Below are 25,577 nucleotides of genomic sequence, written 5' to 3'. Positions count from 1 at the left end.
TGGGAAGCGCTTCTAAAAAAACATAGTGTTTCGGGCGCTTGAACCGGGCGATGTGCTCTAGGCAGAGGGCGTCAAGCGCCGCGTCGCTCACGCCGGCCTCGGGTTTGGCGACGACGAACGCGACCACCTCCTCGCCCCATTCGGGATGCGGCCGCCCCACCACCGAGACCTCCAGCACGCCCGGGTGGCGCAGCAACACCTCTTCGATCTCACGGGGATAGATGTTGCTGCCTCCGCTGATGATCATGTCCTTGGACCGGTCGCGCAGGGTCAGGAAGCCGCGCTCGTCCATGCTGCCGAGATCGCCCGTGTGCAGCCACCCGCCGCGCAGGGCTTCGGCGCTGGCCGTCGGGTTGTTCCAGTAGCCCTGCATCATGCAATCGCTGCGGGTGACGACCTCGCCGATTTCCCCCGGCGGCACGTCCTGGTCCCTGTCGTCCACAACCCGCACCAGGACGCCCGTCCGGGCGACCCCGCAGGTGCGCAGATCGTCAGGCGCGTCGTGCATGGTTTTCGCCAGTCCGGCGATTGTCATCGGGGACTCGCCCTGGCCGTAGATCTGGTAGAGACGGGGGCCGAAGATCGCCAGGGCGCGCTGCAGGTCGGCGACGTACATCGGCCCGCCGCCATAGTAGATCGTCTTGATGCTCTCGGTCCTGAGGGAGGACGCGAGCGGGCTGTGGACCAACCGGGTCAGCATGGTGGGGGCGGCCCACATGGTGACGTTGGAGTACCGCAGCAGCGCATCCGCGATCGCCTCGATGTCGAAGCCGGGCAGCACGACCTGGTGGCCGCCCCTGAGCAAATGGGGAAGGGCGAACAGGCCGGACGCATGCGAGAGCGGCGCCGTATGCAGCTTCACGTCGCGGGCGTCGAGCGCGTCGATGTCGGCGTAATAGGAAAAGCTCATGAAGAGCAGGTTGCGGTGGCTCAGGATCGCGCCCTTCGGCCGGCCGGTTGTTCCGCTGGTGTAGAAGATCCACGCCCGCTCCTCGGCGCCGCCCGGGTGAACCGCGCAGGGGTCGCAACCCAGCAGCCTGGCGTAGTCCGGCGTGCGGGTGCAGATCAGCGCCTCCAGCGTTTCCACCTGGGAGGCGAGGGGCGTGAGGCCGCCGGCCAGGCCGGGCGTCGTGAATGCGGCGCGGGCGCCGGAGTCGCGCACGATGTGCTCGACCTCGCGCGGGTGCAGCTTGGCGTTCACCGGCACCACGCACAGCCCGGCCGTCCAGCAGGCGACAAGCAGCTCCAGGAACTCGCCGCAATTCTCCATCGCGAGAACCACGCGGTCGCCGGGAACGAGCCCACGGTTGCGCAGGGCTCCCCCGATGCGGGCGGCGCGATCCACGAACGTCGCGTAGCTGTGCGTGACCGCCCCATCCGTCACCGCAGGGGCGTCAGGCTGGCGGCGAGCCACGTCCCGGATCATCGCGGCGAGGTTCATGGCGTCGATCTCCCCTTGTTGCGCATCCTGCCATCGGCGTCGCGCGCCGTCATGGAGATCGACGCGTGCGACCGGGCCTGCACACCCGCCATGATGGTTGACGCCGGGGCAAAGTTCCAGCACTGTTTGAAATAATGAAATAGCGTTTCACCATTTGAAACGCCTAGGGTTGGAAATGAGCGACGTCCTGGACAGGCCCATGGCAGGCGCGACGAGCACGCTGGATCTGGCGCTGCGCATCGTCGAGTTTCTCGCCTACCAGAGCGGGCCGACGACGCTGGCCGCGATCGCGAGCGAGTTCGGCGCGTCGAAGGCCACCGTTCATCGTCACCTGCGCGGTCTGGCGAGCCGGGGCTTCGTCCGGCAGGACGTGGCAACGGGGCGGTACGACGTCGGCGTCAAGCTGATGGTGCTCGGCGAGGCCTGCCGCAGCCGCTTCGACATCGTCACGACGGCGCGGCCCGAACTGATCCAGCTGCGCGACGAAACCGGCCAGGCCGTGACCATCTGCGCCCTGGTGGACGGCGACGTGGTGGTGCTGGAGCTCACCCAGGGCCGCACCGTGATCGAGTTCGCGACCCGGCCCGGAACGAAGCTCGCCCTGCACGCCAGCGCGCACGGCAAGATCTGGCTCGCCTTCGGCCCGGCCGCGCTGCTCGACGCCGTGCGCCAGGCGCCGCTCCCTGCCTGGACGCCCGAGACCATCACGGATCCGCAGACGCTGGAGCGCGACGTCGCGAAGGTGCGCGAGCGCGGCTGGTCCACGGCGCCGGACGAGGTGATCAGCGGCGTCAACACCATCGCGGCGCCGGTCTACGACCACCAGGGCCGCCTCGTGGCCTCCATCGCGATCGTGGGCGCCAAGCAATTCATCCCCGCCGACCCTGCCGACGCGCAGGTCGAGGCGGTCGTCGGGACCGCGAGACGCATTTCGCGGGCCTTGGGCTGGAGAGAGTGACCCCCATGACGTACTCGCTCGCTGTCGACATCGGCGGCACATTCACGGACATCGTGCTGCGCCACGCTGGCGGCGCGCTGACGGTGGACAAGACACTGACCACCCACCACGACCTGCTGGAAGGCTTTTTCGGCGGCGTCCATGCGGTGCTGGCCAAGGCCGGCGTCCAGCCGTCCGACGTCGGCGGCGTGGTGGTGCACGCCACCACGGTGGTGACCAACGCGCTGATCGAGCGCAAGGGCCAGCCCACCGCGCTGGTGACCACCGAGGGCTTCGGCGACGTGCTCTATATTCGCAACGAGCACCGCTACGAGATGTACGACCCGCAGATCGAGTTCCCGGAGCCGCTGGCGCCGGCGGAGCTCACCTTCGGGGTGGCGGAGCGCACGCTGGCGGATGGCCGCGTCACGCAGGAGCCAACCCCGGCGGCGATCGCCGCGCTGGTCGAGCAGGTGGCGGCGAGCGGCGCCAAGGCCGTGGCGGTGTGCTTCCTCAACAGCTTCGCCAACGCCCAGAACGAACGGCTGGTGGTCGCCGGCCTGCGCGACGCGCTGCCGGACCTGTTCATCTGCTGCTCCTCGGACGTGGCGCCGCAGATCCGCGAATATCCGCGGGCGTCGACCACGACGGTGAACGCCTACGCGATGCCGATCTCGCAGCCCTACCTGCGCCGCCTCTCGGAGCGTCTGGGCAGCGAGGGCTTCGCCAACACGCCGCTCATCATGCTGAGCTCGGGCGGCGTCGTCGGGGCCGAGACGGCAGGGCGCAATCCCGTCCGGATGATCGAGAGCGGCCCCGCCGCCGGCGCGCTGGCGGCGTGCCACTACGCCGAGCTGCTGGGCGTCGACCGGCTGATGTCCTTCGACATGGGCGGCACCACCGCCAAGGCCTGCCTGATCGAGAACCGCCAGCCGCTCGTCACCGGCCTGTTCGAGGTCGACCGGCGATACCGCTTCAAGGAGGGCAGCGGCCTGCCGGTGACGGTGCCGTCCATCGACATGATCGAGATCGGCGCCGGCGGCGGCTCCATCGCGCATGTGGACGCGCTGGGGCTGCTGAAGGTCGGCCCGCACAGCGCCGGCTCCCAGCCGGGCCCCGCCTGCTATGGCCGCGGCGGCCAGAACGTCACGGTGACGGACGCCGACCTGATGCTGGGCCTCATCGACGCCGAGAACTTCCTCGGCGGCGACATGCGGCTCGACCTGCCGGCGACCGAGCGCGCGGTGGCGGCGCTGGCCGACAAGCTGCATGTCGCCACGATCGAGGCCGCGCGTGGCGTGTTCCGGGTCGTCACCGAGGCGATGGCGTCGGCGGCGCGCACGCACGCGACCGATCGCGGGGTGGACTACCGCGGCTTGCCGCTGTTCGCATTCGGGGGCGCTGGTCCGCTCCACGCCTGCGAGGTCGCGAGCCTGCTGCAAAGCACCAGCGTGATCGTGCCGCCGCAATCGAGCGTGTTGTCGGCCTTCGGCACGCTCGTCACGCCGGTCCGGCTCGACCTCGTGCGCAGCGATCTCGGTCGGCTCGGCGAGCTCGACTGGGGCCGGGTAGACTCCATTCTCAACGAGCTCACAGCCGAGGCGACCGCCGCGCTGGGCGAGGCCGGTTGCGCGCCCGCCGACGTCACCTTCAGTTTCGGCGCGGACATGCGGTATGTCGGCCAGCAGCACGAAGTGGCGGTGACCTTCGCCGAGGACCCGCGCGCGGGTCGCGATCTCGCGGACGTGGAACATCGCTTCACCGAAGCCTACCGGACGCTCTACGGCATGAACCCCTCGCACGTGCCGGTCGAGATCGTCACCTGGCGGGTGACGGCGCGCGGGCCGCTGGTCGCCGTCAAGGCCGTCCCGAGGGCGGGCTCATCGCCCGGCGAGCCGCGTCGACACCGTCTCGTCCACGCTTGGGCAGACAGCCAGAACACCCCTGTCTACAATCGCGCCGATCTCGCGGTGGGCCAGTCGATCTCCGGCCCGGCGATCATCGAGGAGCGCGAGACCACCACCGCCCTGCCGCCCGGCTGGGTCGCCGTCATCGACAGCCTCGGCTGCATCGTCGCCACGAAGGGATAATCCGATGGACGGCGTCGAACTCGAAATCCTCTGGTCCAACCTCATCGGCATCGTGACGGAGCGCTCGAAGGCGCTGCAGCGCATCGCCTTCAGCCCCATCGTGCGCGAGGCGGGCGATCTCGCCTGCGCGCTGTTCGATCTGCGCGGCCGCATGGTCGCGCAGGCCAACACGGGCACGCCCGGCCACATCAACTCGCTGGCCTTCGCGGGCGCGCATCTGGTGCGGCTCTTCGAGGGACAATGCGAGCCCGGCGACGTGCTGATCACCAATGATCCGTGGCTGTCGGCCGGCCACTTCTTCGACATCACCATCCTGACGCCGATCTATGACGGCGAGCGGCTGATCGCCTATATCGGCTCCACCATCCACCACACGGACATCAGCGGCTACGGCATCGGGGCCGGCGCGCGCGACGTCCATGAGGAGGGGCTCTGGATCCCGCCGCTGAAGCTCTATGAGCGCGGCGTTCCGAATCCGGTGCTGCACGCCATCATCGGCCGCAACGTCCGTACGCCGGACGCGGTGTTCGGCGACCTCGCCGCGCAGGTCTCGAGCGGGCACGCGGCCGCCGAGCACCTGATCGCGCTGTGCCGCCGCCATGGCATCGACGACATCGAGACGCTGTCGGACGAGATCATCCAGCGTTCCGAAGACGCCACGCGCGAGGCCATTCGCAAGCTGAAGCCGGGCGTCTACCATGGCGAGAGCCAGTTCGACGTGCCGGGCGGGCAGGTGATCACGTTGAAGACGGCCGTCACGATCGACGCCGAAAAGGGTGGGATCACGGTCGACTTCGAGGGCTCCACCATGCAGGTGCCGATGGGCATCAACGTGGTGCTGAACTACACGCACGCCTACTCGACCTTCGCTATCCGCAGCTGCCTCAACCCGGAGCTGCCCAACAACACGGGCAGCCTCGCGCCGATCGAGATCAAGGCGCCGCTCGGCTCGATCGTGAACTGCAAATACCCCGCGCCGGTGAACGCCCGGCACGTGGTGGGCATGTATGTGCCGATGCCGATCCTGAAGGCGCTGCATCAGGTGATGCCCGAGCGCGTGCTGGCCGAAGGGTCGGGCGCAGTGTGGACCATCCAGATCCAGGGCAAGAAGCCGGACGGCGAGCCCTTCACCTCCTCGATGTTCAACTACTCCGGCGGCATGGGCGCGCGCGCCACCAAGCCCGGGCCCAGCGCGACCTGCTACCCCACCGGGGTGGCGGCCGTGCCGATCGAGATCCTCGAAGCCGCCATGCCGATCGTGTTCGAGCGCAAGGAGCTGCGTCGGGGCTCCGGCGGCGCCGGCCGCTCGCGCGGCGGCGACGGGCAGATCATCCAGTTCAGGATGCTGACCGACCAGCCATGGCTGCTGAACGCGGTGCCGAGCCGCCTCAACAGCGGGCCGGACGGGGTCGGGGGCGGCATGCCCGGCAAGGCCGGCCGCTTCCAGATCAACGGCCAGGACGTCAGCGAGCCGCGCAAGCTCACCATGCAGGCCAGCGATGTCGTGCTGCTGGAGACGCCGGGCGGCGGAGGGTTCGGATCGCCCGAGTAAACGGGCGTCCGTGAAACAAAACATTGGGAGGGAAACCATGACGAACACGATGAGAATGGCTGCGCTCGGCCTCGCGCTCGGCGTCGTCGCCGGCGGGCCTGCGCTGGCCCAGGAACCCTACAAGATCGGCATCTCGGCCGGGCTCACCGGCTATGCGGCCACCGTTGACCGCGCCTGGCGCGACGGCGTGGAGCTCGCGGTCGCGGCCGTGAACGCCAAGGGCGGCGTCGCGGGGCGCAAGCTCGAGGTCATTGTGGAGGACAATCGGTCCGAGCCGCAGGAGGCCGTCACGGTCTATCGAAAGATGCTGACCTCCGACAAGGTCAACATCTTCATCAGCGGCTGCGTCTCCGCCGGCAACTTCGCGGCCGCCGGCCTCGTGGTGCGCGCCCAGGTGCCGATGGTGCTGTGCTCGATTTTGCCGCAGCAGCCCGACCAGGTGAAATGGGCCTACACGACCCTGCCGCCGGCCGGCTTCGAGGTGACCAAGCGGCTCGAATACCTGAAGGAAAAGACCGACGTCAAAAAGATCGGCGTGCTGCACGATCCCACTCCCTACGCCAACCTGCAAAAGACGGCGGCCGAGAAGTCGGCGGCCGACTACGGCATCGAGGTCGTGGGCGTCGAGCAGTACAAGCAGGACGACGCGGACCTCTCCGTCCAGATCGCCAAGATGAAGGCGGCCGGCGCCAAGGCGATCCTGAAGATCGGCCTGGGCGGCACGACCCTCACGGCCGCCAAGAACATCAAGCAGCTCGGCGGCGACCTCCTGATGCTTACCAGCCTGGAGGACATCGCGGTGTTCAAGCCGGTGGCCGAGGTGCTGGGCGACAAGTTCCTATTCGTGGCCTCGCCCTCGCAGGTCTACGAGGGCCTGCCGGCCGGTCCGCTCAAGAGCGAGATCGGCAAGTTCCTTGATCCCTGGAAGGCCAAGTTCCAGGACCGCGACCCGAACTGGGCCTCGCGCGGCTGGGACGGCGTGATGCTGACCGTGGCGGCGATTGAGAAGGCGAAGTCGATCGAGGGTCCGGCCGTGCGCGACGCGCTGGAGACGCTGAGCGGCTTCCAGGGCACGACCGGCGTCTACGACATGAGCGCGACCGTGCATCAGGGCCTGACCAAGAACCCGTTCTTCATCGCGACGATCAGCGACGGCAAGGTCAAGGTCGTTCAATGACGCTGGCGAGCGCGCCCGGCAACGCGATCCTCGAGACGCAGGCGCTCACGGCCCGTTACGGGCACGTGCGCGTCCTCGCCCCGACGGACATCCGTGTCCGGACGGGTGAGCTCGTCGCTATTCTCGGCCCCAACGGGGCCGGGAAGTCGACGCTGCTGCGCGCGATCCTGGGGCTCACCTCCACGACCGGGCAGGTGATGTTCCAGGGCAAGCCGCTGCCGCGGGGCGACGCCGTGGCGGTGAGTGCGCGCGGCGTGGTGCTGGTGCCCGAGGGGCGAGGCATCTTCGGGCCGATGACCGTCGAGGAAAACCTGCAGCTCGGCGCCTACCGGCTGGGCCGCGACAAGCCCGAATTCGAGCGCCGGCTGGCGCGCGTGCTGGAGCTGTTTCCCCGCCTCGGCGAGCGGCGGGCGCAGCTCGCCGGCTCCATGTCGGGGGGCGAGCAGCAGATGCTCGCCATCGGGCGCGCCTTGATGGGCGACCCGAAGATCCTGCTTCTCGACGAACCGTCGCTGGGCCTCGCGCCCCGCATCACGGCCGAGATCTTCGAGAAGCTCGCGACCCTGCGCGACGAGGGGCTGCCGATCCTGCTGGTCGAGCAAAAGGCGCCGGCGGCGCTGAAGATGGCCACCCGCGTGTATGTGCTTTCCCTTGGCCGCATCGCGGCCAGCCTGGACGCCGATCAGATCACGAGCCATGAAGACCTTGCGCAGTACTACTTCACCTGACTGGCGCAGCGTGCTTCGCCTGCTGCCATGGGGCCTTTCGGCGCTCTTCGTGGGCTACGGCTTCGTGGCCGGCGGCTACCCGGCGACCGTGATCGGCTTTGCGCTCGTATACGCGGTGTTCGTCACCGGCCTGAACCTGTTCATGGGCTACACCAACCAGGTCTCGTTCGGGCAGAACGCCTTCGCGGCGGTAGGCGGCTACATGTCGGCGGTGCTGACCACGACCTACGGGTGGCCGGTCGTGCCCGCCATGGGGGCCGGGGTGGCGGCGGCGGTGCTGCTCGCGCTGGTGATCGGCTACCCGACGCTGCGCCTCAAGGGCCACTACCTGGCGATGGGCACGCTGGCGATCGGCCTGATCACGTATGAGATCGCGGTGGAGTGGCAGTCCGTGACCCAGGGCTATCTGGGCATCTCGGGCATCCCGCCGCTGGGCGTTGGCTCCTATGAGGTGACGTCCGATCGCGGCCAGCTCGCGCTGCTGGTCGCCATCGTGCTGGCGTCGACCTTCATCTCGGCGCGCATCCGCGACTCCCGGATGGGCCGCGCCTTCCTGGCGCTCGGCGCCAGCGAGAACGGCGCCATGGCGCTGGGCGTCGACGTCGCCCGCACCAAGCTGCTCGCATTCCTGGTCTCGGCCGCCTTCGCGGCGCTGGCCGGGTGCCTGTTCGTGCACGTGGTCGGCTATGTGAGCCCCGAGGTGTTCGGCCTGCACATGGTGATCCTCGGATTCACGATGCTGTATGTGGGCGGCGTCGGCAGCGTCGCGGGGCCGCTGGTGGGCGCGCTGATCGTCAGCCTGATGCCGGAGGTGTTCCGCGGCTTCAAGGACTACCAGGACCTCGCCTACGGGGCGGCGCTGATCGTGATCCTCATCTACGCGCCGCGCGGCCTCGCCTCGCTGTTCGACAGGGCGAAGGCCCGCCCGCGGAGCGCCGATCGATGACCCGCCTCAGCGTCCAGGGCGTCACCAAGCGCTTCGGCGGCGTCACCGCCACGGGCGACGTCAGCTTCGACGTGCCCGCGAAGGGCGTCACCGCGGTGATCGGCCCCAACGGCGCCGGCAAGACGACGCTGTTCAGCCTCGTGTCCGGCTTCCTGACGCCCGACCAGGGCCGCATCCTCTTCGATGGCGAGGACATCGTCGGCATTCGGCCGGACAGGCTCGCGGCCCGGGGCCTCGTGCGCACGTTCCAGCTGGTGCAGCTTTTTCCGGACCTGACGACGCTCGACAACGTCAAGGTCGGCCAGCATCTGCAAACCCGCAGCGGCCTCCTGGCGGCGGTGTTGCGCCCGGGCTCAACCCGGCGCGAGGAGGCCGCCGTCTCGGCGCGCGCCCGCGAGTTGCTGGCGTTGGTCGGCCTGCTGGACGTCGCCGACCAACCCGCCAAGGTGCTCTCCTATGGCCAGCAGCGCCTGCTCGAAGTGGCGCGCGCTCTGGCGGCGAGCCCCAGGCTCGTGCTGCTCGACGAGCCCGCGGCCGGGCTGGACGCCGCCGAGTCGAAGCGCCTCGCGGCCGTGATCCGCACCATCGCGGACCAGGGCGTGACGGTGCTGCTGATCGAGCATGACATGTCGCTGGTGATGAACGTCGCCGACCGGGTCGTTGTGCTCGATTTCGGCCGCAAGATCGCGGAGGGCGCCCCCGCCGAGGTGCGCGCCCACCCGGCGGTGATCGCCGCCTATCTGGGTGGAGTGGAGATCGCCGATGGCTGACCCGACCTACATCGCCCAGGTGCTGGTGAGCGGCCTCGGCACGGGCTGCATCTATGGCCTGATCGGCATCGGCTTTTGCGTGATCTACAACGCGAGCGGCATCGTGAACTTCGCCCAGGGCGCGTTCGTGATGCTGGGCGGAATGCTGACGCAGCTGCTGCTGATGCGATACGGCGTGCCGCTTCTGCCAGCCGCCGCGGTGGCCATCGTGGTGGTGGCCGCCATGGGGATGCTGCTGGAGCGCCTCGTCGTGCGTCCGCTGTGGGACCGCAACGCGACGATGTTCGTCATGATCCTGGCGACGCTCGCGGCGCAGATCGTGGTGGAGCGCGCCACGCTGCTGGCGGCCGGCGACCAGCCGCGCACGCTGCCGGTGTTCACCGACGTGCCGCCCCTGATGCTCGGGCGCGTCGCGATCAGCGTCCAGCTGCTCTGGATCCTCGGCGCGTCGGCGCTCGTGATCGCGGCCCTGACGGCTTTCTTCCGCTACACGCTGGCCGGCAAGGCCATGCGGGCGTGCTCGATCGACCGCGAGGCGGCGGCGCTGCAGGGCATCCCGGTCAAGCGCATGCTGGCGTTGTCCTTTGCGCTGAGCGCGGCGCTCGGGGCCACGGCGGGCATCCTGATCACCCCGACGCAGTACACGGCGTTCAACGTCGGCGTGCCGTTCGCGATCTCGGGCTTCATCGCCGCCATCGTGGGCGGCTTCGGGCGTCCGCTCGGGGCCTTTCTGGGCGGCCTGCTGCTCGGGCTCGTGCAGGCCGGCGCGATCGCGGCTCTTGGGTCCGGCCTCAAGAACGTGGCGGCGCTTTCGATGCTGCTGGTGTTCCTGTTCCTGCGTCCCGGCGGCATCCTGGGCGCGGCCAAGTAGGCGTCACACCAAACGGAGATCCGCCGATGAGCATTCCCACGATCAACTGGAACGACATCCCGTGGACGCCGGTCCGCCCCGGCGTCGAGCGCAAGGGCTTTACGGGCGACGGCGCGACTGTGGCGCTCCACCGGCTCCAGCCCGGCCATGAGCCCAAGCCGCACTCCCACCCCAACGAGCAGATCGCCTACATCCTGGCAGGCAGGATACGGTTCGTGGTCGGTGGTGAAGAACACATTCTCGGTCCGGGCCAGCTCCTGGTGGTCCCGCCGAACGTCGAGCACTGGGGCGAGGTCATCGGCGACGAAGCAGTCCTCAACCTGGACGTCTTTACACCGGCGCGACCCGAATACGCTTAAAGCAGGTGCGAGGCGGTGGCGAACGGCCGAGACGCATGCCTGGCGTCCATCGGTTCACGCCGCCTTTGAGGTGTCCGGAGACCTCACAGACTTCGCTGGCTGTGATGCCCTCGCGAAATCCTTGTGGGATGCGGCGCTCGGCTCCATCCTGCGGCCATGATCCGCAATCTCCATCTCACGGCGTTGCGCGCCTTCGAGGCGGCGACGCGGACAGGCTCCTTCCGGCTGGCGGCCGACGACCTCGGGCTGTCTCCGAGCGCCGTGAGCCACGCCATCCGCGGGCTGGAGCGGGATCTCGGAACTGTGCTCTTCGAGCGCGAAGGCCGCAGCATCCGGCTGACGCCGGAAGGCGAGACGCTGATGCGGCATGTGGCGCGCGGCTTCGGCGAATTGCAGCTCGGCATCGGCAGCGTCGCGGCGCGCAAGCCGCAGCTGTTCAAGCTGCATTGCGCGCCGAGCTTCGCCGCCCAGTGGCTCGTGCCGCGCCTGAAACGGTTGCTGGCGGAGTGTCCCGGCCTCGAGCTGAGGCTCGCGACGGGCACCGACTACACGCGGTTCCTGGCCGACGAGTTCGACGCCGACATCGTGTACGGCGTCCCGTCCGCCGAGCATTACGGGCGCCTGCTGCAGCAGGGCGTGATCGTGGTTCCGCTGGGCACGGAAACCGTCACGCCCGTCTGCGCGCCGTCGCTGGCGCGCGAAATCAGGACGCCCGCGGACCTGATGAAGCTGACGCTGATCGAGAGCGACAACAAGAAAGTGCGATGGCCGGCCTGGTTCGCGGCCAACGGCCTGGTCGCGCCCGTGCCGAACGGCCCGCGCTTCGACCGCAGCTTCATGTCGCTCAGCGCCGCCGCCGACGAGATCGGGGTGGCGCTGGAGTCGACCTTGCTGGCCGAACGGGAGCTGGCGTCCGGCCGGCTCGTGCGGCCCCTCCAGGGCCTGTGCGAGGACGTGGTCTATACGGGCCACTGGATCGTCTTCCCGCGGGCGAAGCGCTATGCGCGCTCGATGGCGATGGTGCTGGAATGGTTGGCGCGGGAATTGTCGCTGGATCTCGACATCGCGGCGCTGGACGAGGGCTATGTCAGGAAGGCCGCCGCGCCGGTCCAGGCGAGTCTGGCGACCGGTGAGTGAAAGTCTTGGACCGCGTGGTTTTTCTCGTTTGCCCGTGAATGGGACGCGATGATACCTCTTCGCCACGATCCGGCGCAGGATCGGACAAGGAGGACCGCATGCTGCTGAAGGGCAAGACCGCAGTGATCTCCGGGGCGGCCAGCAAACGGGGCATCGGACGCGCCACCGCGCAGCTCTTCGCCGAACAGGGCGCACGGGTCGCCATCCTGGACCTCGACGCCGCCGGCGCTGCGGAGGCCGCCAAGGAGCTGGGCGCCGGCCATGTCGGGCTCGGCTGCGACGTCGCCGACCTCGCCAGCTGCCGCCGCGCCGCCGAGCAGGTGATAGCCGCCTTCGGCGCTGTGGACATCCTGATCAACAACGCCGGCATTACGCAGCCGCTCAAGGTGATGGACGTCCGTCCCGAGGACTGGGCGCGCGTCGTCGACGTCAACATGACCGGCGTGCTCTATCTCAGCCAGGCCTTCATCCCGCATATGCGCGCCCGCCGGCAGGGCTCGATCGCCTGCATGTCGTCGGTCTCGGCGCAGCGCGGCGGCGGCATCTTCGGCGGCCCGCATTATTCGGCGGCCAAGGCCGGCGTGCTGGGCCTCGCCAAGGCCATGGCGCGGGAGCTGGGGCCCGACGGGATCCGGGTGAACAGCGTCACGCCGGGCCTGATCCAGACCGACATCACGGGCGGCAAGCTCACGCCCGAGATGAAGGCCGACATCATCAAGGGCATCCCGCTGAACCGCCTCGGCGAGGCGCGGGACGTGGCCAACATCTACCTGTTCCTGGCCTCCGACCTCTCCGCCTACGTCACCGGCGCCGTCATCGACGTGAACGGCGGCATGCTCATCCACTGATCTTTGACCTGGGAGCAGACCCATGACGACGCCTCCGCCGCCGGGCGCGAACGCGCCCAGCATCGCCGAGCGGGCCTACCGCATCCGCCGCAACGCCGTGCGCATGGGCGAGGTGCAGGGCCAGGGCTACATCGCCCAGGCGCTCGACATCGCCGACGTGCTGGCCACGGCCTGGTTCCACGCCATGACCTACCGGCCCGAGGATCCCACCTGGGAGGGACGCGACCGGTTCCTGCTCTCGAACGGCCACTACGCCATTGCGCTCTATGCGGCGCTGATCGAGGCCGGAGTGGTGCCGGAAGCCGAGATCGAGACCTACGGCTTCGATGACAGCCGCCTGCCGATGTCCGGCATGGCGCAGTACACGCCCGGCATGGAGATGTCGGGCGGCTCGCTCGGCCTCGGCCTGTCGATCGCGGTCGGCATGGCGCTGGGGCTGAAGCGCAAGGCGTCGTCGTCCCGCGTCTATGTGCTGTTCTCCGACGGCGAGCTCGACGAGGGCTCGAAATGGGAGGCCATGATGGCGGCGGCCCACCACAAGCTCGACAACATCATCGCCATCGTCGATGTGAACAACCAGCAGGCTGACGGGGCGTCCTCGCAGGTCATGGCTTTCGAGCCGCTGGTCGACAAGGTTGCGGCCTTCGGCTGGCACGTCCAGCGCATCGACGGCAACGACGTCGACGCCGTGGTGGCGGCCTTCGACGCGGCCAAGGCCGACGACCAGCCGCGGCCCAAGATGATCATCGCCGACACCCTCATGGGCAAGGGCGTGCCCTTCCTGGAAGCCCGCGAAAAGAACCACTTCATCCGCGTCGAGGCCCACGAGTGGCGGCTCGCGCTGCAGGCCCTGGACGATGGGAGGCCCGCATGACGTCCACGCCGAACGCCCCCGCGGCCAAGCCGCGCCTGACCACCTCGGCGATGATCGCCTCGATCGCGGCGGAGGGGCAGAAGACCAGGCCCGCTCCCTTCGGCCACGCGCTCGTCGCGCTCGCCAAGGAGCGGCCGGACGTCGTCGGCATGACGGCCGATCTCGGCAAATACACCGACCTGCACATCTTCCAGAACGCCTTCCCCGACCGCAGCTACCAGATGGGCATGGCCGAGCAGCTGCTGTTCGGGGCCGCGGCGGGCCTGGCGGCGGAAGGCTTCACCCCCTTCGCGACGACCTACGCGGTGTTCGCATCGCGCCGCGCTTATGACTTCATCCACCAGACGATCGCGGAAGAGAACCGCAACGTGAAGATCGTCTGCGCGCTGCCGGGCCTGACCTCCGGCTATGGGCCGAGTCACCAGGCGACGGAGGACCTGGCCCTGTTCCGCGCCATGCCGGGCATGACGGTGATCGATCCCTGCGACGCCCACGAGATCGAGCAGGCGGTGCCGGCCATCGCGGCCCACCAGGGACCGGTCTATATGCGCCTGCTGCGCGGCCAGGTGCCGGTCGTGCTGGACGAGTACGGCTACAGCTTCGAGCTCGGCAAGGCCAAGACCATCCGCGACGGCCGCGACGTGTTGATCATCTCCTCCGGGCTGATGACCATGCGGGCGCTGGAAGCGGCCAAGCTGCTCGCCGACGACCGGGTCGACGCCGCCGTCCTGCATGCGCCCACCATCAAGCCGCTGGACGTGGAGACCATCCTGCGCGAGGCCGGCAAGGGCGGGCGCCTCGTGGTCGTGGCCGAAAACCACTCGGTGATCGGCGGCCTCGGCGACGCCGTGGCCTCGGCGCTGCTCCAGGCGGGCGTCCATCCGAAATTCAGGCATATCGGCTTGCCCGACGAGTTCCTGCATGCGGGGGCGCTGCCCACCTTGCACGAGCGCTACGGCATCTCGGCCTCGGCGGTCAGCAGCAGGATCAAAGCCTGGCTGTGACCCGCTAATCATCGCCGCGGCGCCATGGCTCTCGACGGGGTTCCTGTGAGCGGCGAGGGCGGCGATCCCGGACCGGTCCGGGACCAGGGTCCGCACACACGACGAGCCCTCCGGACTGCGGCCCGAAGGGCTGACCTTCCAAGGATAAGGTCCCATCGGGACTAGCCCGGCGGCGTATCCTCCGTCTGGATCGCTTCTCTTGTCATCGCGGCTCTCCAATGCTGTTGGAGTTCGCTGACAGGCGGGGTCTTCGAGCCCTTCCGATCGCATACGCGAATGGCAGGCCAGCGCCATGCCGTGTGGATCCGCTCTTTCGCCGTCTGCACCGTCAGAATACTCCTCCCGCGACGCTTTCAGCCCGGCATCCGGCCTAGTCTCGACGATCTAGCGACGTGACCTTCGCTGCGCGGAGCAGCGTGCGGAGTCTTGGGGGAGGTCGCGCGCGCCATCGCGGCTTGACACGTCAAGCGAGCCGCCACCATTCTATGCAACCGGTTGCAGAGGTGGCGCGGTGACACGACAACTCACGATCGCCGACGTCGCCGCGCGCGCTGGAGTGTCCAAGGCGACGGTGTCGCGCGCCTTCTCCCGGCCCAATCTTCTGAGCGCTGCGGTGGCGGACCATGTGCGGCGGGTCGCCGACGAGATCGGCTATGTGCCGAACCGCATCGCGCGGGCGCTCAGCACCGGCCGGTTCGGCGTCATCGCGCTGCTCGTGCCGGACATCGCCAACCCCTTTTTCCCGCCCCTGATCAGGGCGGCGCAGGCCCGGGCGGACGCCGCCGGCTATGCGGTCCTGATCGGAGATTCCGACGAAACCCCGGACCGGGAGGACGTCCTGCTCTCCAAGATGGCCGTCCAGGTGGACGGCTTCGTCGTCGCCTCGCCGCGCCAGGCCGAAGCCCGAATTCTGCATCACGCGTCGCAAAGGCCGACGGTGCTGATCAATCGCGACATCCCCGCGGTGACGCGCGTCCTCATGGACGTCGCCGGCGGCATCACCAGCGCCCTGAGCCATCTGGTCGGCCTCGGCCATCGCCGCATCGCCTATGTGAGCGGTCCAGCCGCGTCCTGGGCCAACCAGCAGCGAGAGACGGCGGTCGCCGCCGCCGCCCAGCGGCTGGGGGTCGCGCTCCTGGCCGTTCCCGCCCATCGCCCCACCTACGAGGCCGGCCGCGCGGTGGTGGACGAACTCGTCCGAACCGGCGTCACCGCCGTGCTGGCCTTCGACGACCTGGTCGCCCAGGGCGTGGTGGCGGGCTATCAGGTGCGGGACATGGCCATTCCGGGCGATGTAAGCGTGGTCGGCTTCGACGACGTGCTTGCGGCGACGACCCATCCGCCCCTGACCACCATCGCGGGGCATTGCGCCGATGCGGGAGCCGCCGCGGTGGACCTGCTGATCCGCATGATCGACACGGGCGAGACCACGCCGAGCCTCCTCACCATCCCGACGGCGCTGGTGGTTCGCGCCAGCACGGCGGGCGCACGGCCGGCCGCCGCGCTGGCGCAGACGAGCGCCGGCGGCGCGCGGCGTCCGGGCTTGCGCGCCGCAACCCCGTCCCGATCGCCGGGACCACCCTGATCCGCCAGCCGCCGCGACGCTCTTGCGCCGCATGGCGGGACCGCATTCCGACCTCGACCCCCCAGGAGGAGAACGAACATGGCGTCCCCTTTGAGATATTGGCTGGCGACAGCGGCCCTGATGGCGTTCGGCGCGTTGGCCCCGCTCAGCGCCCAGACGGCCAAGGCTCCAGCCAAGCCGAAAGCGCCCTTGACCATCAACGTGATCGACGTGGCGGGCGACCTCCAGATCAGCCAGCCCGCCCTCGAGAAGTTCCAGAAGGAGCATCCCGACCTGGTGAGCCGTTTCGTCTTCACCAAGGCGACGGCGCCGGAACTCGCCGGCAAGCTGAGGGCGCAGCAGGACGCCGGCCGGGTGGACATCGACTTCGTGCTGACCGGCAACGACGCCCTGGCGGCCGGCATGGAGCAGAACATCTGGCTGGAGATCCTGCCGAAATACGCCGATCGCTTCCCCGCGCTCGACAAGCTCTATTTGCCCGGCGCCTACGCCATGCAGAAGATGGCGCAAGGGCAAGCCTTCGTGCTCGACTGGTATCCGTCCGGCCCGCTGCTGGAGTATGATCCCCAGCAACTGAAGGCCGTCCCGGACACGGCGGAATCGCTGCTGGCCTGGTGCAAGGCGCATCCGAACCGCTTCATGTACGCCCGCCCGGCCAATTCAGGGCCGGGACGGACCTTCGTGATGGGCCTGCCCTACCTCCTGGGCGACAAGGATCCGCAGGACCCCATCCACGGCTGGGACAAGACCTGGGCTTATCTAAAGGAGATGAACACCTGCATCGAGTACTACCCGTCCGGCACGACGGCGACGATGAAGGAACTGGCCGAGGGATCGCGGGACATCATCGCGACCACCACCGGCTGGGACATCAATCCGCGCTATCTCGGCATCGTCCCGGAGCAGTTCAAGGTCGCGACCCTGAAGGGATTCCACTGGGTGGGGGACGCCAACTACATGGCGATTCCCAAGGGCGTCGCTCCCGAGAAGCTCGACGTCGTTCTCGCCCTCATGGCCTACCTGCTCGAGCCGGCGCAGCAGGCCTACATGTATGATCACGGATACATGTATCCCGGCCCCGCCATCCATGGCGTGACGATCGACATGGCTCCCAAGGAAAGCCAGCAGACGATCGCCAAGTTCGGCCGCCAGGAATACGCGGCCATGATCTCCGACAACCCGACCGAGCCGCCGCTCGATTCAAAGCCGCTGGTCGCGATGTTCGACAAGTGGGATCGGGAGATCGGCAACAGCAAGACGAAGAAATAAGCGCAGCCCGTCAGGGCGTGCGCCAAAGAAAAGCCCGCCGCCGGCGTTCCGGCGGCGGGCATATCGGATCATTTCACGCTGACGTCGTAGCCGAAATACTTCTGGCTCAGCTTCTCGATCGTGCCGTCGGCGTTGGCCGCCATGATGGCCTTGTCGAGCTTGGCCTTCAGGGCCTCGTCGCCCTTGCGCAGCCCGATGGAGCTGCCTCGCCCGAGCACGCCGCCCTGGAAGCGCGGGCCCTTGATGGCCATGTCCTCATTGCCCTGCTTGGAGGCCGCCGTGGTCAGGTACGCCATGGAGGCCATGATCAGGTCGACGCGGCCGGCCGCGAGGTCGAGGTCGTGCTGCTCGGTGGTCTTGTACTCGCGCACGTCCACCACGCCCTTCAGGTACTTGTCGACGAAGGACGCCGCGATGGAGGCGGTCTGCACGCCCATCACCTTGCCCTTCAGCACGGGCTTCAGCTTGTCAATCTCGGCCTGCGCGGCGGCCTCGTTGGCGGGCGTGGAGAGGGGGAAGAGCTGGCCCGTGTCGGGCAGCTCCTTCATCGACCCGGTCTTCGACACCGCGAAGCTCTGGCCCGTGGAGCCGTAGGGGATCGTGAACAGCACCACCTCCTCGCGCTTGGGCGTCGCCGACATGCCCGAGATGATCGCGTCGTACTTGCCGGCGTTCAGCGCCGGGATCGCGCCCTCGAAGGCCTGCGACTGGATGGTGCAGTCGAGTTCGGCGCGCTTGCAGAGGTCCTTGTAGAGATCGATCTCGAAGCCTGCGAGCGAGCCGTCCGCCTCCGTCCAGTTCCACGGGCGGAACGCGCCCTCGGTGGCGAAGCGCACCTTCTGCTGCGCGGCGGCCGGGCTCGCGACGACGGCGGCGCCCACGAGCGCCAATGCGGCGATGATGTTGAGTTTCATGACCCTGTTTTCCTGTTTTTGTGTGTTGGCGCGGTCAGCCCGCCAGGAACTGGCGGAAGCGCTCGGATGTGGAGTTGGTGAAGACCTCGCCGGGCGCGCCCTGCGCTTCCACGACGCCCTTGTGCAGGAAGACGACCTTGTTGGAGACGTCGCGGGCGAAGCCCATCTCGTGGGTCACCACCAGCATGGTGCGGCCTTCCTCGGCGAGCGACCGCATCACGCGCAGCACCTCGCCGACGAGCTCGGGGTCCAGCGCCGAGGTGGGCTCGTCGAACAGCATCACCTTGGGCCGCTGCGCCAGCGCCCGCGCGATGGCGGCGCGTTGCTGCTGCCCGCCGGAGAGATGCGCCGGATAGTGGTTGCGCTTGTCCGCGATGCCCACCTTGGCGAGGATCGCCTCGGCCTCGGCGACCGCCTCGGCGCGCGGCCGCTTCTGCACGTGGATGGGCGCCTCGATCACGTTCTCCAGCACGGTCATGTGCGACCAGAGATTGAAGCTCTGGAACACCATGCCGATCTGCGAGCGCATCCGGTCCACCTGCAGCCGGTCGGCCGGCCGCATGCCGTGGCGCGTCGGCTTCAACCCAATCACCTCGCCCGCAATCGCGACCTCGCCGCCATCGGGCGTCTCCAGCATGTTGATGCAGCGCAGCATGGTGGATTTGCCGGAGCCCGACGAGCCCAGGATCGACACCACGTCGCCCTCGTGCGCTTCGAGCGACACGCCCTTCAGCACCTCGAGTGGCCCGAAGCTCTTGCGCAGGTCGGTGAGCCGGACGGCCGGAACTGCGGTCACGCCGCGCCTCCATCATTCAGGATCGCGACCGGGGCGGGGCGCAGATGCGGCGTGAGCCGGCGCTCGGCGGCCAGCACGAGCCGGGTCACGACAAAGTTGAGAACCAGGTAGATCGAGCCCGCCACGATAAAGACCTCGATCGCCCGGTAGGTCTCGGCGATCAGCTTGGCGGCGAGGCCTGTCACCTCCATCAGGGTGATGATGGAGGCCAGCGCGGTGGCCTTGATCATCAGGATCAGCTCGCTGCCATAGGCCGGCAGCGCCTGGCGGATCGCCACCGGCAGCACGATGCGGCGAAACAGCAGGCCGCGGCCCATGCCGGCGGCGCGCGCCGCCTCCACCTGTCCGTGCGGCACGGCCAGGAGCCCTCCGCGGAAGATCTCGCTCGCATAGGCGGCAGTATTCAGCGTCAGGGCCAGCACGGCGCACCAGTAAGGCTCGCGCAGAAACGGCCAGAGCCAGCTGGTGCGAACCTCGCGAAACTGCCCGAGGCCATAATAGATCAGGAAGATCTGCACCAGCAGCGGCGTCGACCTGAACAGGAACACGTAGACCCGCGCCGGCCAGTCCAGCGCGCGCAGGCCCGACAGCCGCATCATCGCGAGCCCCAGCGCCAGCACGGCCCCGAGCGCAACGGCCGAAAAGGCGAGCTTGAGGGTGAGCGGCACGCCGGGCAGCAGCGTCAGCAGGGTCTCGACCAGGAAGGCGAAGTCCATCACGCCCTCCGGAGGCCACGGGTGAAGTGCGCCTCGGCGCGCGACAGGCCCCAGCCGGACGCGGTGGAGATCACGAGGTAGAGCACGGCCGCGGCCATGAAGAACGTGAACGGCTGGCGCGTGGAGCCGGCCGCAATCTGCGACTGGCGCAGGATCTCGACAAGCCCGGTCACCGAGATCAGGGCCGATTCCTTCAGCACCTGCTGCCACACGTTGCCCAGCCCCGGCAGCGCGAAGCGCAGCGTCAGCGGCGCGACGATGCGGCGGAACCGCAGCAGACGCGTCATCCCGGTGGCGGTCGCGGCCTCGAGCTCGCCGCGCGACACGGTGTTGTAGGCGCCCCGGAACACCTCGGTGAAATAGGCCCCCGACACCACCCCGATCGCCAGCGCGCCGGCCAGGAAGCCGGGCAGGGAGACGAAGCCCTCGGCGCCGAAGAAGCGGCCGATGGGCGTCAGCACCGCGCTAGAGCCGAAATAGAACAGGTAGATCACCAGCAGGTCCGGTATGCCGCGCAGCACGGTCGTGTAGGCGTCCGCGACGCCGCGCGCGAACGCGCCGCCGCCGATCTTGGCCCAGGCGCCCAGCGTGCCGATCAGCGAGCCGAAAACGAATCCCGTCAGCGCCACCGCGATCGTCATCGCGGCGGCCGTCAGCATGGCCGGGCCCCATCCTCCGGGGCCGAAGCCAAGCAGATCCATCGTGCCGACGGGGTTCATGCGCGGCGGGTCAGGGCGTCGGCGTCAGGTCGATCTTGCTCCACTTGGTGGAGATCGTCTTGATCGTGCCGTCAGCGGCCGCCGCCTGGATGGCCTTGTCGAAGAGGACGCGCAGGTCGCCGTCGTCCTTGCGCACGCCCATCGCGACCTCGGTGGCGAGCGGCGGACCCTTCAGCAGCGGTCCGGCGATGCGGATGTCCTCGTTGCCGGGCTTGTCGTGCAGCGTCGCCGCATAGACGGCGCTGTCGAAGCCGATGTCGATCCGGCCGGACTTCAGGTCGAGGTCGCGATCCTGCGAGGTCTTGTAGGTCCGCACCGTGACGTCGTCGCCGAAATTGGCCCGGATCAGCTGCTCGTGGCTGGTGGACTGCACCACGCCGACCGTCTTGCCCTTCAGGAGCTTGCGCATCTCGGCCATCACCGGCGCGGCCTTGTCCTTGTCGTTCAGGTCAAGGCGCTGGCCGTCCATCGGCAGCGACGCGATCGAACCGTCCTTGCTGAGCGTGAAGGCCGCCGCCCCGCTGGCGTACGGGACGGTGAAGTCGATGATCTTCTTGCGCGCCTCGTTGATGCCGATCGACATCACCATGTCGAACTTGCCAGCCTGCAGGCTCGGCACGATGCTGGTCCACTCGTTGGCGATCAGCTCGCACTGCACGTTGGCGCGCTTGCACAGGTCGGCCAGCAGGTCGACGTCCAGCCCCACGAGCTTGCCGTCCGCCGTGGTGGCGTTCCAGGGCGGAAACGCGCCCTCGATGCCGATGCGCACCTTGGACCAGTCCTTGGCGAGGGCCGGGCCTGCGCCGGCGAGCAGCGTGGCCGCGAGAACGGCCGCGATCGTGGTCCTGAGCGTCATTGGGGGGCTCCACTCGGTGAAAGGGCTTGGGTCAGCGCCTCGGTCGCCAGGCCTATGGCGTGCAGGGCGCGGTTGCGGGCCGCACGGGCCTCGACCTCGCGAAAGCGCCGCTCGTCGGAGCCGGCGTCTGCGCCGGCGAGGTCGCGCAACGGCTGCAGCGACGGCCAAGGCGGCTGCGGCATGGCGGGATCGTGCCGGAAGCGCTCGCCGCTGGTGTAGTTCAGCGGCACCAGCGCGCGCGACGCCCGCATCAGGGCGGCGTCGAGCCGGCGGGCCAGCCGATCGTCAGCTTGCGCGGCGGCTGCATTCACGGCCGCGGCGGCCGATCCTAGCGCCGCCGTCGCCTTGCGCAGGGCCCCGCAGTCGAAGCCCGGGGCGCCGGCCGCGATCGCGTCCAGTTCCCGGGCCAGCGCCTCGGCGGTCTGTGTGTAGTCCAGAGGCAGAACCGGGTCGACCTGCAGCCTCCACAGGCAGCGCAGCGCGATCCGGGTGTCGCGCACGAGGTGGTCCGGGTCGATCTTGTCGGCGAGATCCTCCGGCGTATGCCACCACCAGCCCAGCGCCACGAGCATCTTCACCGGCCCGGGCGGCTGGTGGCTGAGGCTGCCGAACATGGACGGCACGCCGACGCCCCAGAACGACTGGTCGGCGGCGCGGCCCTGGCGGCGACCCTTGTGGTCCTGCCCGGTTTCGGCCGCGATGGCTTCCCGGGCGAGGCCGGTCAACTCGTCGATCACGCCCGCGTCGGTCAGCACCGTCGCGCCGATCGCGCCGGTGGAGTCGACATTCACATGCGCCGCGCAGGAGCGCTCCAGCTCGATCCAGTTCTCGTCCGCGTACCAGGCCGAGCCCGAATAGCGGCCATGCGAATGGCCGGACCAGAAGCACACGCGCAGGCCCCGCCGCCAGTCGGCGCGGCGTTCAGCCAGCACGCGCGCGGCCTCCAGCATGGTGGCGTTGGCCGAGCCGTTGTCCATCACGCCGTAGTGCCAGGTGTCGTGGTGGCCGGAAAACAGCACGAAGGGCGCGTCCGCGCCCGCCGGCCCGTCCATGTCGCACACCAACAGCGGCGTCTTGCGCCAGCCGGTGTCCACCGCGCTCGTGATGGTGGCCACCACCGTCTCGCCTGCGAGGCAGCGCTGGCGCAGAGCCGCACCGTCGTCACGCGACACGGTGACGACCGCCGTTCGCGGCAGCTTGGCGCGCGTGAGGTGCGAGGGGCTGCCCCACACGGGCGAGATGCACATCTCGTAGGTCTGCTCGGTGGGCGAGATGTGGATCTCGCCGATCGCCCCGGCTTCCGAGGCGTAGCGCGCCACGTCCTCCACCGCGATGCCGTCCACCAGCACGATCTTGCCGGCGACATCCTTGCCGGCGATCTCGGCTTCCGAGCCTTCGCCCACATGCACCACCGCCGCCGTGCGGCCGCCCGGGCCCGTGGGGTCCGACATCGAATGCGTGATGCAGCGGATGGCGCGCCCGTCCACCGCCAGCGAGGCCGCGCCAGGAAGGCTGATATAGGCGTCGTGCGACAGGAGCCGAGTGCGAAAGCCGTAGCCCCGCATCGTGTTTTCCAGGTAGCCGAAGCTCTCCAGCTCCTCGGGCGTGCCCGACAGCTTCACCCGCTTGGCGAACTCGGCGATGTGCGCCATCAGCCGGTCGCGGTCCACTAGCGCGGCGACAGCGTCCACGGCCGGGGCGCCCACACCCACGGGGCCGCTCACTTGGCAGCCATGTCGAGCGGCGGCTCGACGTCCGGCGTTATCGGGTTGTCGAACGGGTTCTCGCGCCGGAACGCCTCGAACTCGTCCCGCGCCGCCTTCAGCAGCGCCGGATCGGCGAGCACGTCCACGGCCACGCCCGCCATCGCCTTGGCGGCCAGCGCCAGCCCCTTGTGGGCGGCCGGCGCGCGGCCTTGCGCGACGAGCTGCCAGGAGTGCCCCGGCGTCCCCACTGCGTAGCAGGCGGCGCGGCACTGCACCGTGGGGGTCACCCAGCTCACGGTGCCGACGTCCGTGGAGCCGACGAAGAGGTCGGCCGTGAAGTCGAGCGGATAGATCTCCTCGCTCAACGCCTCGCCGTCACGCGGCTTCAGCCCGAAGCGGCCATAGGAGGAGCGGATGTCGTCCTTGGAGAAGGTCTTCTGGATCTCGGCCGCGAAGCGCCGGTCGGCCTCGTCGAAGCCGGGTCCGCCGAGCCGCGTCAGGTTGCGATGCATGCACTCCTCGAGCGGCCGGTTGCCGACCAGGTTGGCGTCACCCGAAAGCTGCTTGGCGACGACGCGCGTTTCCGACATCAGCGCAGCCCCTTGGGCGATGTCCTTGACTCGACGCACGAGGTCCCACATCTCGGCCAGCGTCCGCGCCCGGATGAGGTGACGCACGGTGGCGCGGGCCTGCACCACGTTGGGCGCGATGCCGCCGCCGTCGATGATGGCGTAATGGACGCGCGCCGAGGACGGCATGTGCTCACGCATGTAGTTCACGCCGATGTTCATCAGCTCCACGGCGTCCAGCGCGCTGCGGCCGAGATGCGGCGTCGCGGCGGCGTGCGAGGCGCGGCCGTGGAAGGTGAACTCGATCTCCACGCAGGCGAGCGAGATCGGCTTGTTGACGCCCGTGAAGGCGGCCGGATGCCAGCAGATCGCGACGTCCACGTCGTCGAACAGGCCGGCCCGCACCATGAACCCCTTGGACGACCCGCCTTCCTCGGCCGGGCAGCCATAGTAGCGCACGCGGCCCTTGAGGCCGTTCTTGGCGAGGTAGTCCTTCACCGCCGTGGCGGCCAGCAGCGAGGCCGAACCCAGCATGTTGTGGCCGCAGCCATGGCCGGCGCCGCCATCCTCGATCGGCTTCTCCACCGCGACGCCGGCCTCCTGGCTCAAGCCCGGCAGCGCGTCGTATTCGCCCAGGATCGCGATCACGGGGCCGCCTTCGCCGGCCTCGCCGATCAGCGCGGTCGGGATTCCGGCCACGGCCGTCTGGACGCGGAAACCCTCCTGCTCGAGCATGCGGGCGTGCTCGGCGGCGGACTGCGTTTCCTGGTAGTTCAGCTCCGGCGTGCCCCAGATGCGGTCGCTCATCGCGAAAAAGGCCGGGCTCTTGGCGTCCGCCAGACGCCAGATTTCGTCGTCGTTTCGCATCGCAGGCTCCGCTTGGTCCGCCGCATGGGGCTCGGCTGAGACATTGGCGCCAATTTGTGGCACAGTCCGTCCAGACGGACAATCTCCGGTTGTGCATGGAGTAGATGCTCCGGATCACCGCCCGTTGGGGCCATGTCGAGCGAGGGGTGGATGAGCGCGAGCAGCAGTCCCGCGGCGCCGGCCAGGCGCGAGGCGCATGACGTGGCGGACCTCATCGCCCGCGACATTCAGTCGGGCCTGTTCGCCGCCGGCGCCTGGCTGAAGCAGATCGATCTTGAAGGGCGATACGGCCGCAACCGCCTGGAGATCCGGCGGGCGCTGGACCGCCTGGTCCAGAAGCGCCTGGTCGCGCATTGGCCGAACCGCGGCTACCGGGTCCATGAGGAGGACGGCGAGCGCGCGGCGAAGATCCGCGACATCCGCCTCATCCTGGAACTGGCCGCCGTCGACGGCGTGATCGCCCGTGCCGCCGAGGCGGACGTCGCACGGCTCGCGGCGCTGGCGCGGAACTTCGACGACCTCGTGCTCGACGGCGCCGTGCTGGAGCAATACGACGCCAACGTCGCCTTCCACCTGGAGCTGCTGCGGCTGAACGGCAATGACGAGCTGACGGCGCTGGTGACGGACCTGCGCGGCCGCATCTCCTCCGCGCCGGCCAGCCAGTGGCGCACGCGCCGGCGCGTGGAGCAGTCCAGCCGGGAGCATTTCGCCATGGTGGACGCCGTCGCGGCCCGCGACGCCGAGCGGCTCCGCGCGCTGATCCGCGCCCACATCCTGCAAACCGGCTTCAACCTGGAGCCGACGTCGCGCGCCTTCGCCGAGGCGTCCGAGGCGCAGTGACGCCGC

The 25,577-nt window shown here is 69.1% G+C and carries 24 protein-coding genes (1 of these 24 running past the window's edge); 16 read left to right on the top strand and 8 right to left on the bottom strand.

Annotation, left to right across the window (positions count from 1 at the left end; all coding sequences use genetic code 11):
• A protein-coding gene (locus ABEG18_RS21065; protein ID WP_406855009.1) for a class I adenylate-forming enzyme family protein crosses the window boundary here: on the bottom strand, positions 1-1,441 show its 5' portion. It extends 74 nt beyond the left edge of the window; 1,441 of the gene's 1,515 nt are visible here — the first part of the coding sequence; the start codon lies at positions 1,439-1,441; the stop codon falls past the left edge of the window.
• Positions 1,442-1,616: 175 nt separating this feature from the next.
• Between ABEG18_RS21065 and ABEG18_RS21060 the strand changes: the two genes are divergently transcribed.
• The 15 genes from ABEG18_RS21060 to ABEG18_RS20990 all read left to right on the top strand — a co-directional run bounded on the left by ABEG18_RS21060 (position 1,617) and on the right by ABEG18_RS20990 (position 17,588).
• Entirely contained in the window at positions 1,617-2,399 is a 783-nt protein-coding gene (locus tag ABEG18_RS21060) for an IclR family transcriptional regulator (protein WP_406855008.1), read from the top strand.
• A gap of 5 nt (positions 2,400-2,404) precedes the next feature.
• Entirely contained in the window at positions 2,405-4,468 is a 2,064-nt protein-coding gene (locus ABEG18_RS21055) for a hydantoinase/oxoprolinase family protein (protein WP_406855007.1), read from the top strand.
• A 4-nt stretch (positions 4,469-4,472) separates the two neighbouring features.
• On the top strand, positions 4,473-6,020 hold the full coding sequence (locus tag ABEG18_RS21050; protein WP_406855006.1) for a hydantoinase B/oxoprolinase family protein: 1,548 nt from the start codon (positions 4,473-4,475) through the stop codon (positions 6,018-6,020).
• A 37-nt stretch (positions 6,021-6,057) separates the two neighbouring features.
• Positions 6,058-7,197 carry an ABC transporter substrate-binding protein gene (locus ABEG18_RS21045; protein ID WP_406855005.1) on the top strand — a complete coding sequence of 380 codons (1,140 nt, stop codon included), beginning with the start codon at positions 6,058-6,060 and terminating at the stop codon, positions 7,195-7,197.
• A complete protein-coding gene (locus ABEG18_RS21040; RefSeq protein ID WP_406855004.1) occupies positions 7,194-7,925 on the top strand; it encodes an ABC transporter ATP-binding protein in 732 nt (243 codons plus the stop codon). Before ABEG18_RS21045 ends, ABEG18_RS21040 begins: the two co-directional genes overlap by 4 nt.
• A complete protein-coding gene (locus ABEG18_RS21035; protein ID WP_406855003.1) occupies positions 7,894-8,871 on the top strand; it encodes a branched-chain amino acid ABC transporter permease in 978 nt (325 codons plus the stop codon). Before ABEG18_RS21040 ends, ABEG18_RS21035 begins: the two co-directional genes overlap by 32 nt.
• Positions 8,868-9,641, top strand: coding sequence for an ABC transporter ATP-binding protein (locus tag ABEG18_RS21030; protein WP_406855002.1), 774 nt, complete (start codon positions 8,868-8,870; stop codon positions 9,639-9,641). Before ABEG18_RS21035 ends, ABEG18_RS21030 begins: the two co-directional genes overlap by 4 nt.
• Positions 9,634-10,512, top strand: coding sequence for a branched-chain amino acid ABC transporter permease (locus ABEG18_RS21025; RefSeq protein WP_406855001.1), 879 nt, complete (start codon positions 9,634-9,636; stop codon positions 10,510-10,512). The genes ABEG18_RS21030 and ABEG18_RS21025 overlap by 8 nt, the downstream gene beginning before the upstream one ends.
• 26 nt (positions 10,513-10,538) lie before the next feature.
• The gene (locus ABEG18_RS21020) at positions 10,539-10,871 is read left to right on the top strand and encodes a cupin domain-containing protein (RefSeq protein WP_188519146.1); all 333 of its coding nucleotides are present in this window, start codon (positions 10,539-10,541) and stop codon (positions 10,869-10,871) included.
• Positions 10,872-11,027: 156 nt separating this feature from the next.
• Positions 11,028-12,008: a LysR substrate-binding domain-containing protein gene (locus ABEG18_RS21015; protein ID WP_406855000.1), complete on the top strand. Its 981-nt coding sequence runs from the start codon at positions 11,028-11,030 to the stop codon at positions 12,006-12,008.
• Positions 12,009-12,106: 98 nt separating this feature from the next.
• Positions 12,107-12,856 carry an SDR family NAD(P)-dependent oxidoreductase gene (locus tag ABEG18_RS21010; RefSeq protein ID WP_406854999.1) on the top strand — a complete coding sequence of 250 codons (750 nt, stop codon included), beginning with the start codon at positions 12,107-12,109 and terminating at the stop codon, positions 12,854-12,856.
• A 22-nt stretch (positions 12,857-12,878) separates the two neighbouring features.
• Positions 12,879-13,730 carry a transketolase gene (locus ABEG18_RS21005; protein WP_406854998.1) on the top strand — a complete coding sequence of 284 codons (852 nt, stop codon included), beginning with the start codon at positions 12,879-12,881 and terminating at the stop codon, positions 13,728-13,730.
• The gene (locus tag ABEG18_RS21000) at positions 13,727-14,734 is read left to right on the top strand and encodes a transketolase family protein (protein WP_406854997.1); all 1,008 of its coding nucleotides are present in this window, start codon (positions 13,727-13,729) and stop codon (positions 14,732-14,734) included. Before ABEG18_RS21005 ends, ABEG18_RS21000 begins: the two co-directional genes overlap by 4 nt.
• Positions 14,735-15,245: 511 nt before the next feature.
• Complete coding sequence (locus ABEG18_RS20995; protein ID WP_406854996.1) at positions 15,246-16,319, top strand: LacI family DNA-binding transcriptional regulator; 1,074 nt, start codon at positions 15,246-15,248, stop codon at positions 16,317-16,319.
• A 78-nt stretch (positions 16,320-16,397) separates the two neighbouring features.
• Complete coding sequence (locus tag ABEG18_RS20990; protein ID WP_406854995.1) at positions 16,398-17,588, top strand: extracellular solute-binding protein; 1,191 nt, start codon at positions 16,398-16,400, stop codon at positions 17,586-17,588.
• Between the two features lie 68 nt (positions 17,589-17,656).
• Here the strand turns inward: ABEG18_RS20990 and ABEG18_RS20985 are convergent, their stop codons facing one another.
• Genes ABEG18_RS20985 through ABEG18_RS20955 form a run of 7 tightly spaced genes read right to left on the bottom strand, consistent with a single transcriptional unit; the run spans position 17,657 to position 24,731 of the window.
• Complete coding sequence (locus ABEG18_RS20985) at positions 17,657-18,502, bottom strand: transporter substrate-binding domain-containing protein (RefSeq protein WP_406854994.1); 846 nt, start codon at positions 18,500-18,502, stop codon at positions 17,657-17,659.
• A gap of 34 nt (positions 18,503-18,536) precedes the next feature.
• On the bottom strand, positions 18,537-19,298 hold the full coding sequence (locus ABEG18_RS20980; RefSeq protein WP_406854993.1) for an ABC transporter ATP-binding protein: 762 nt from the start codon (positions 19,296-19,298) through the stop codon (positions 18,537-18,539).
• On the bottom strand, positions 19,295-20,014 hold the full coding sequence (locus ABEG18_RS20975; protein WP_406854992.1) for an ABC transporter permease: 720 nt from the start codon (positions 20,012-20,014) through the stop codon (positions 19,295-19,297). The genes ABEG18_RS20980 and ABEG18_RS20975 overlap by 4 nt, the downstream gene beginning before the upstream one ends.
• Positions 20,014-20,733, bottom strand: a complete 720-nt coding sequence (locus ABEG18_RS20970) for an ABC transporter permease (protein ID WP_406854991.1) — start codon at positions 20,731-20,733, stop codon at positions 20,014-20,016. Before ABEG18_RS20970 ends, ABEG18_RS20975 begins: the two co-directional genes overlap by 1 nt.
• 10 nt (positions 20,734-20,743) lie before the next feature.
• The gene (locus ABEG18_RS20965) at positions 20,744-21,589 is read right to left on the bottom strand and encodes a transporter substrate-binding domain-containing protein (RefSeq protein ID WP_406854990.1); all 846 of its coding nucleotides are present in this window, start codon (positions 21,587-21,589) and stop codon (positions 20,744-20,746) included.
• Positions 21,586-23,280 carry a M28 family peptidase gene (locus tag ABEG18_RS20960; RefSeq protein ID WP_406854989.1) on the bottom strand — a complete coding sequence of 565 codons (1,695 nt, stop codon included), beginning with the start codon at positions 23,278-23,280 and terminating at the stop codon, positions 21,586-21,588. Before ABEG18_RS20960 ends, ABEG18_RS20965 begins: the two co-directional genes overlap by 4 nt.
• A gap of 29 nt (positions 23,281-23,309) precedes the next feature.
• A complete protein-coding gene (locus ABEG18_RS20955; protein ID WP_406854988.1) occupies positions 23,310-24,731 on the bottom strand; it encodes a M20 family metallopeptidase in 1,422 nt (473 codons plus the stop codon).
• Positions 24,732-24,881: 150 nt separating this feature from the next.
• Between ABEG18_RS20955 and ABEG18_RS20950 the strand changes: the two genes are divergently transcribed.
• Positions 24,882-25,571 carry a GntR family transcriptional regulator gene (locus ABEG18_RS20950; protein WP_406854987.1) on the top strand — a complete coding sequence of 230 codons (690 nt, stop codon included), beginning with the start codon at positions 24,882-24,884 and terminating at the stop codon, positions 25,569-25,571.
• The last annotated feature ends 6 nt before the right edge of the window (positions 25,572-25,577 follow it).

The organism is Alsobacter sp. KACC 23698 (assembly GCF_045348435.1).
In the GTDB taxonomy this organism is placed as follows: Bacteria; Pseudomonadota; Alphaproteobacteria; order Rhizobiales; family Beijerinckiaceae; genus Alsobacter.
Note: the sequence above shows the minus strand (reverse complement) of the source record. Positions and strands in the feature narration are given on the sequence as shown.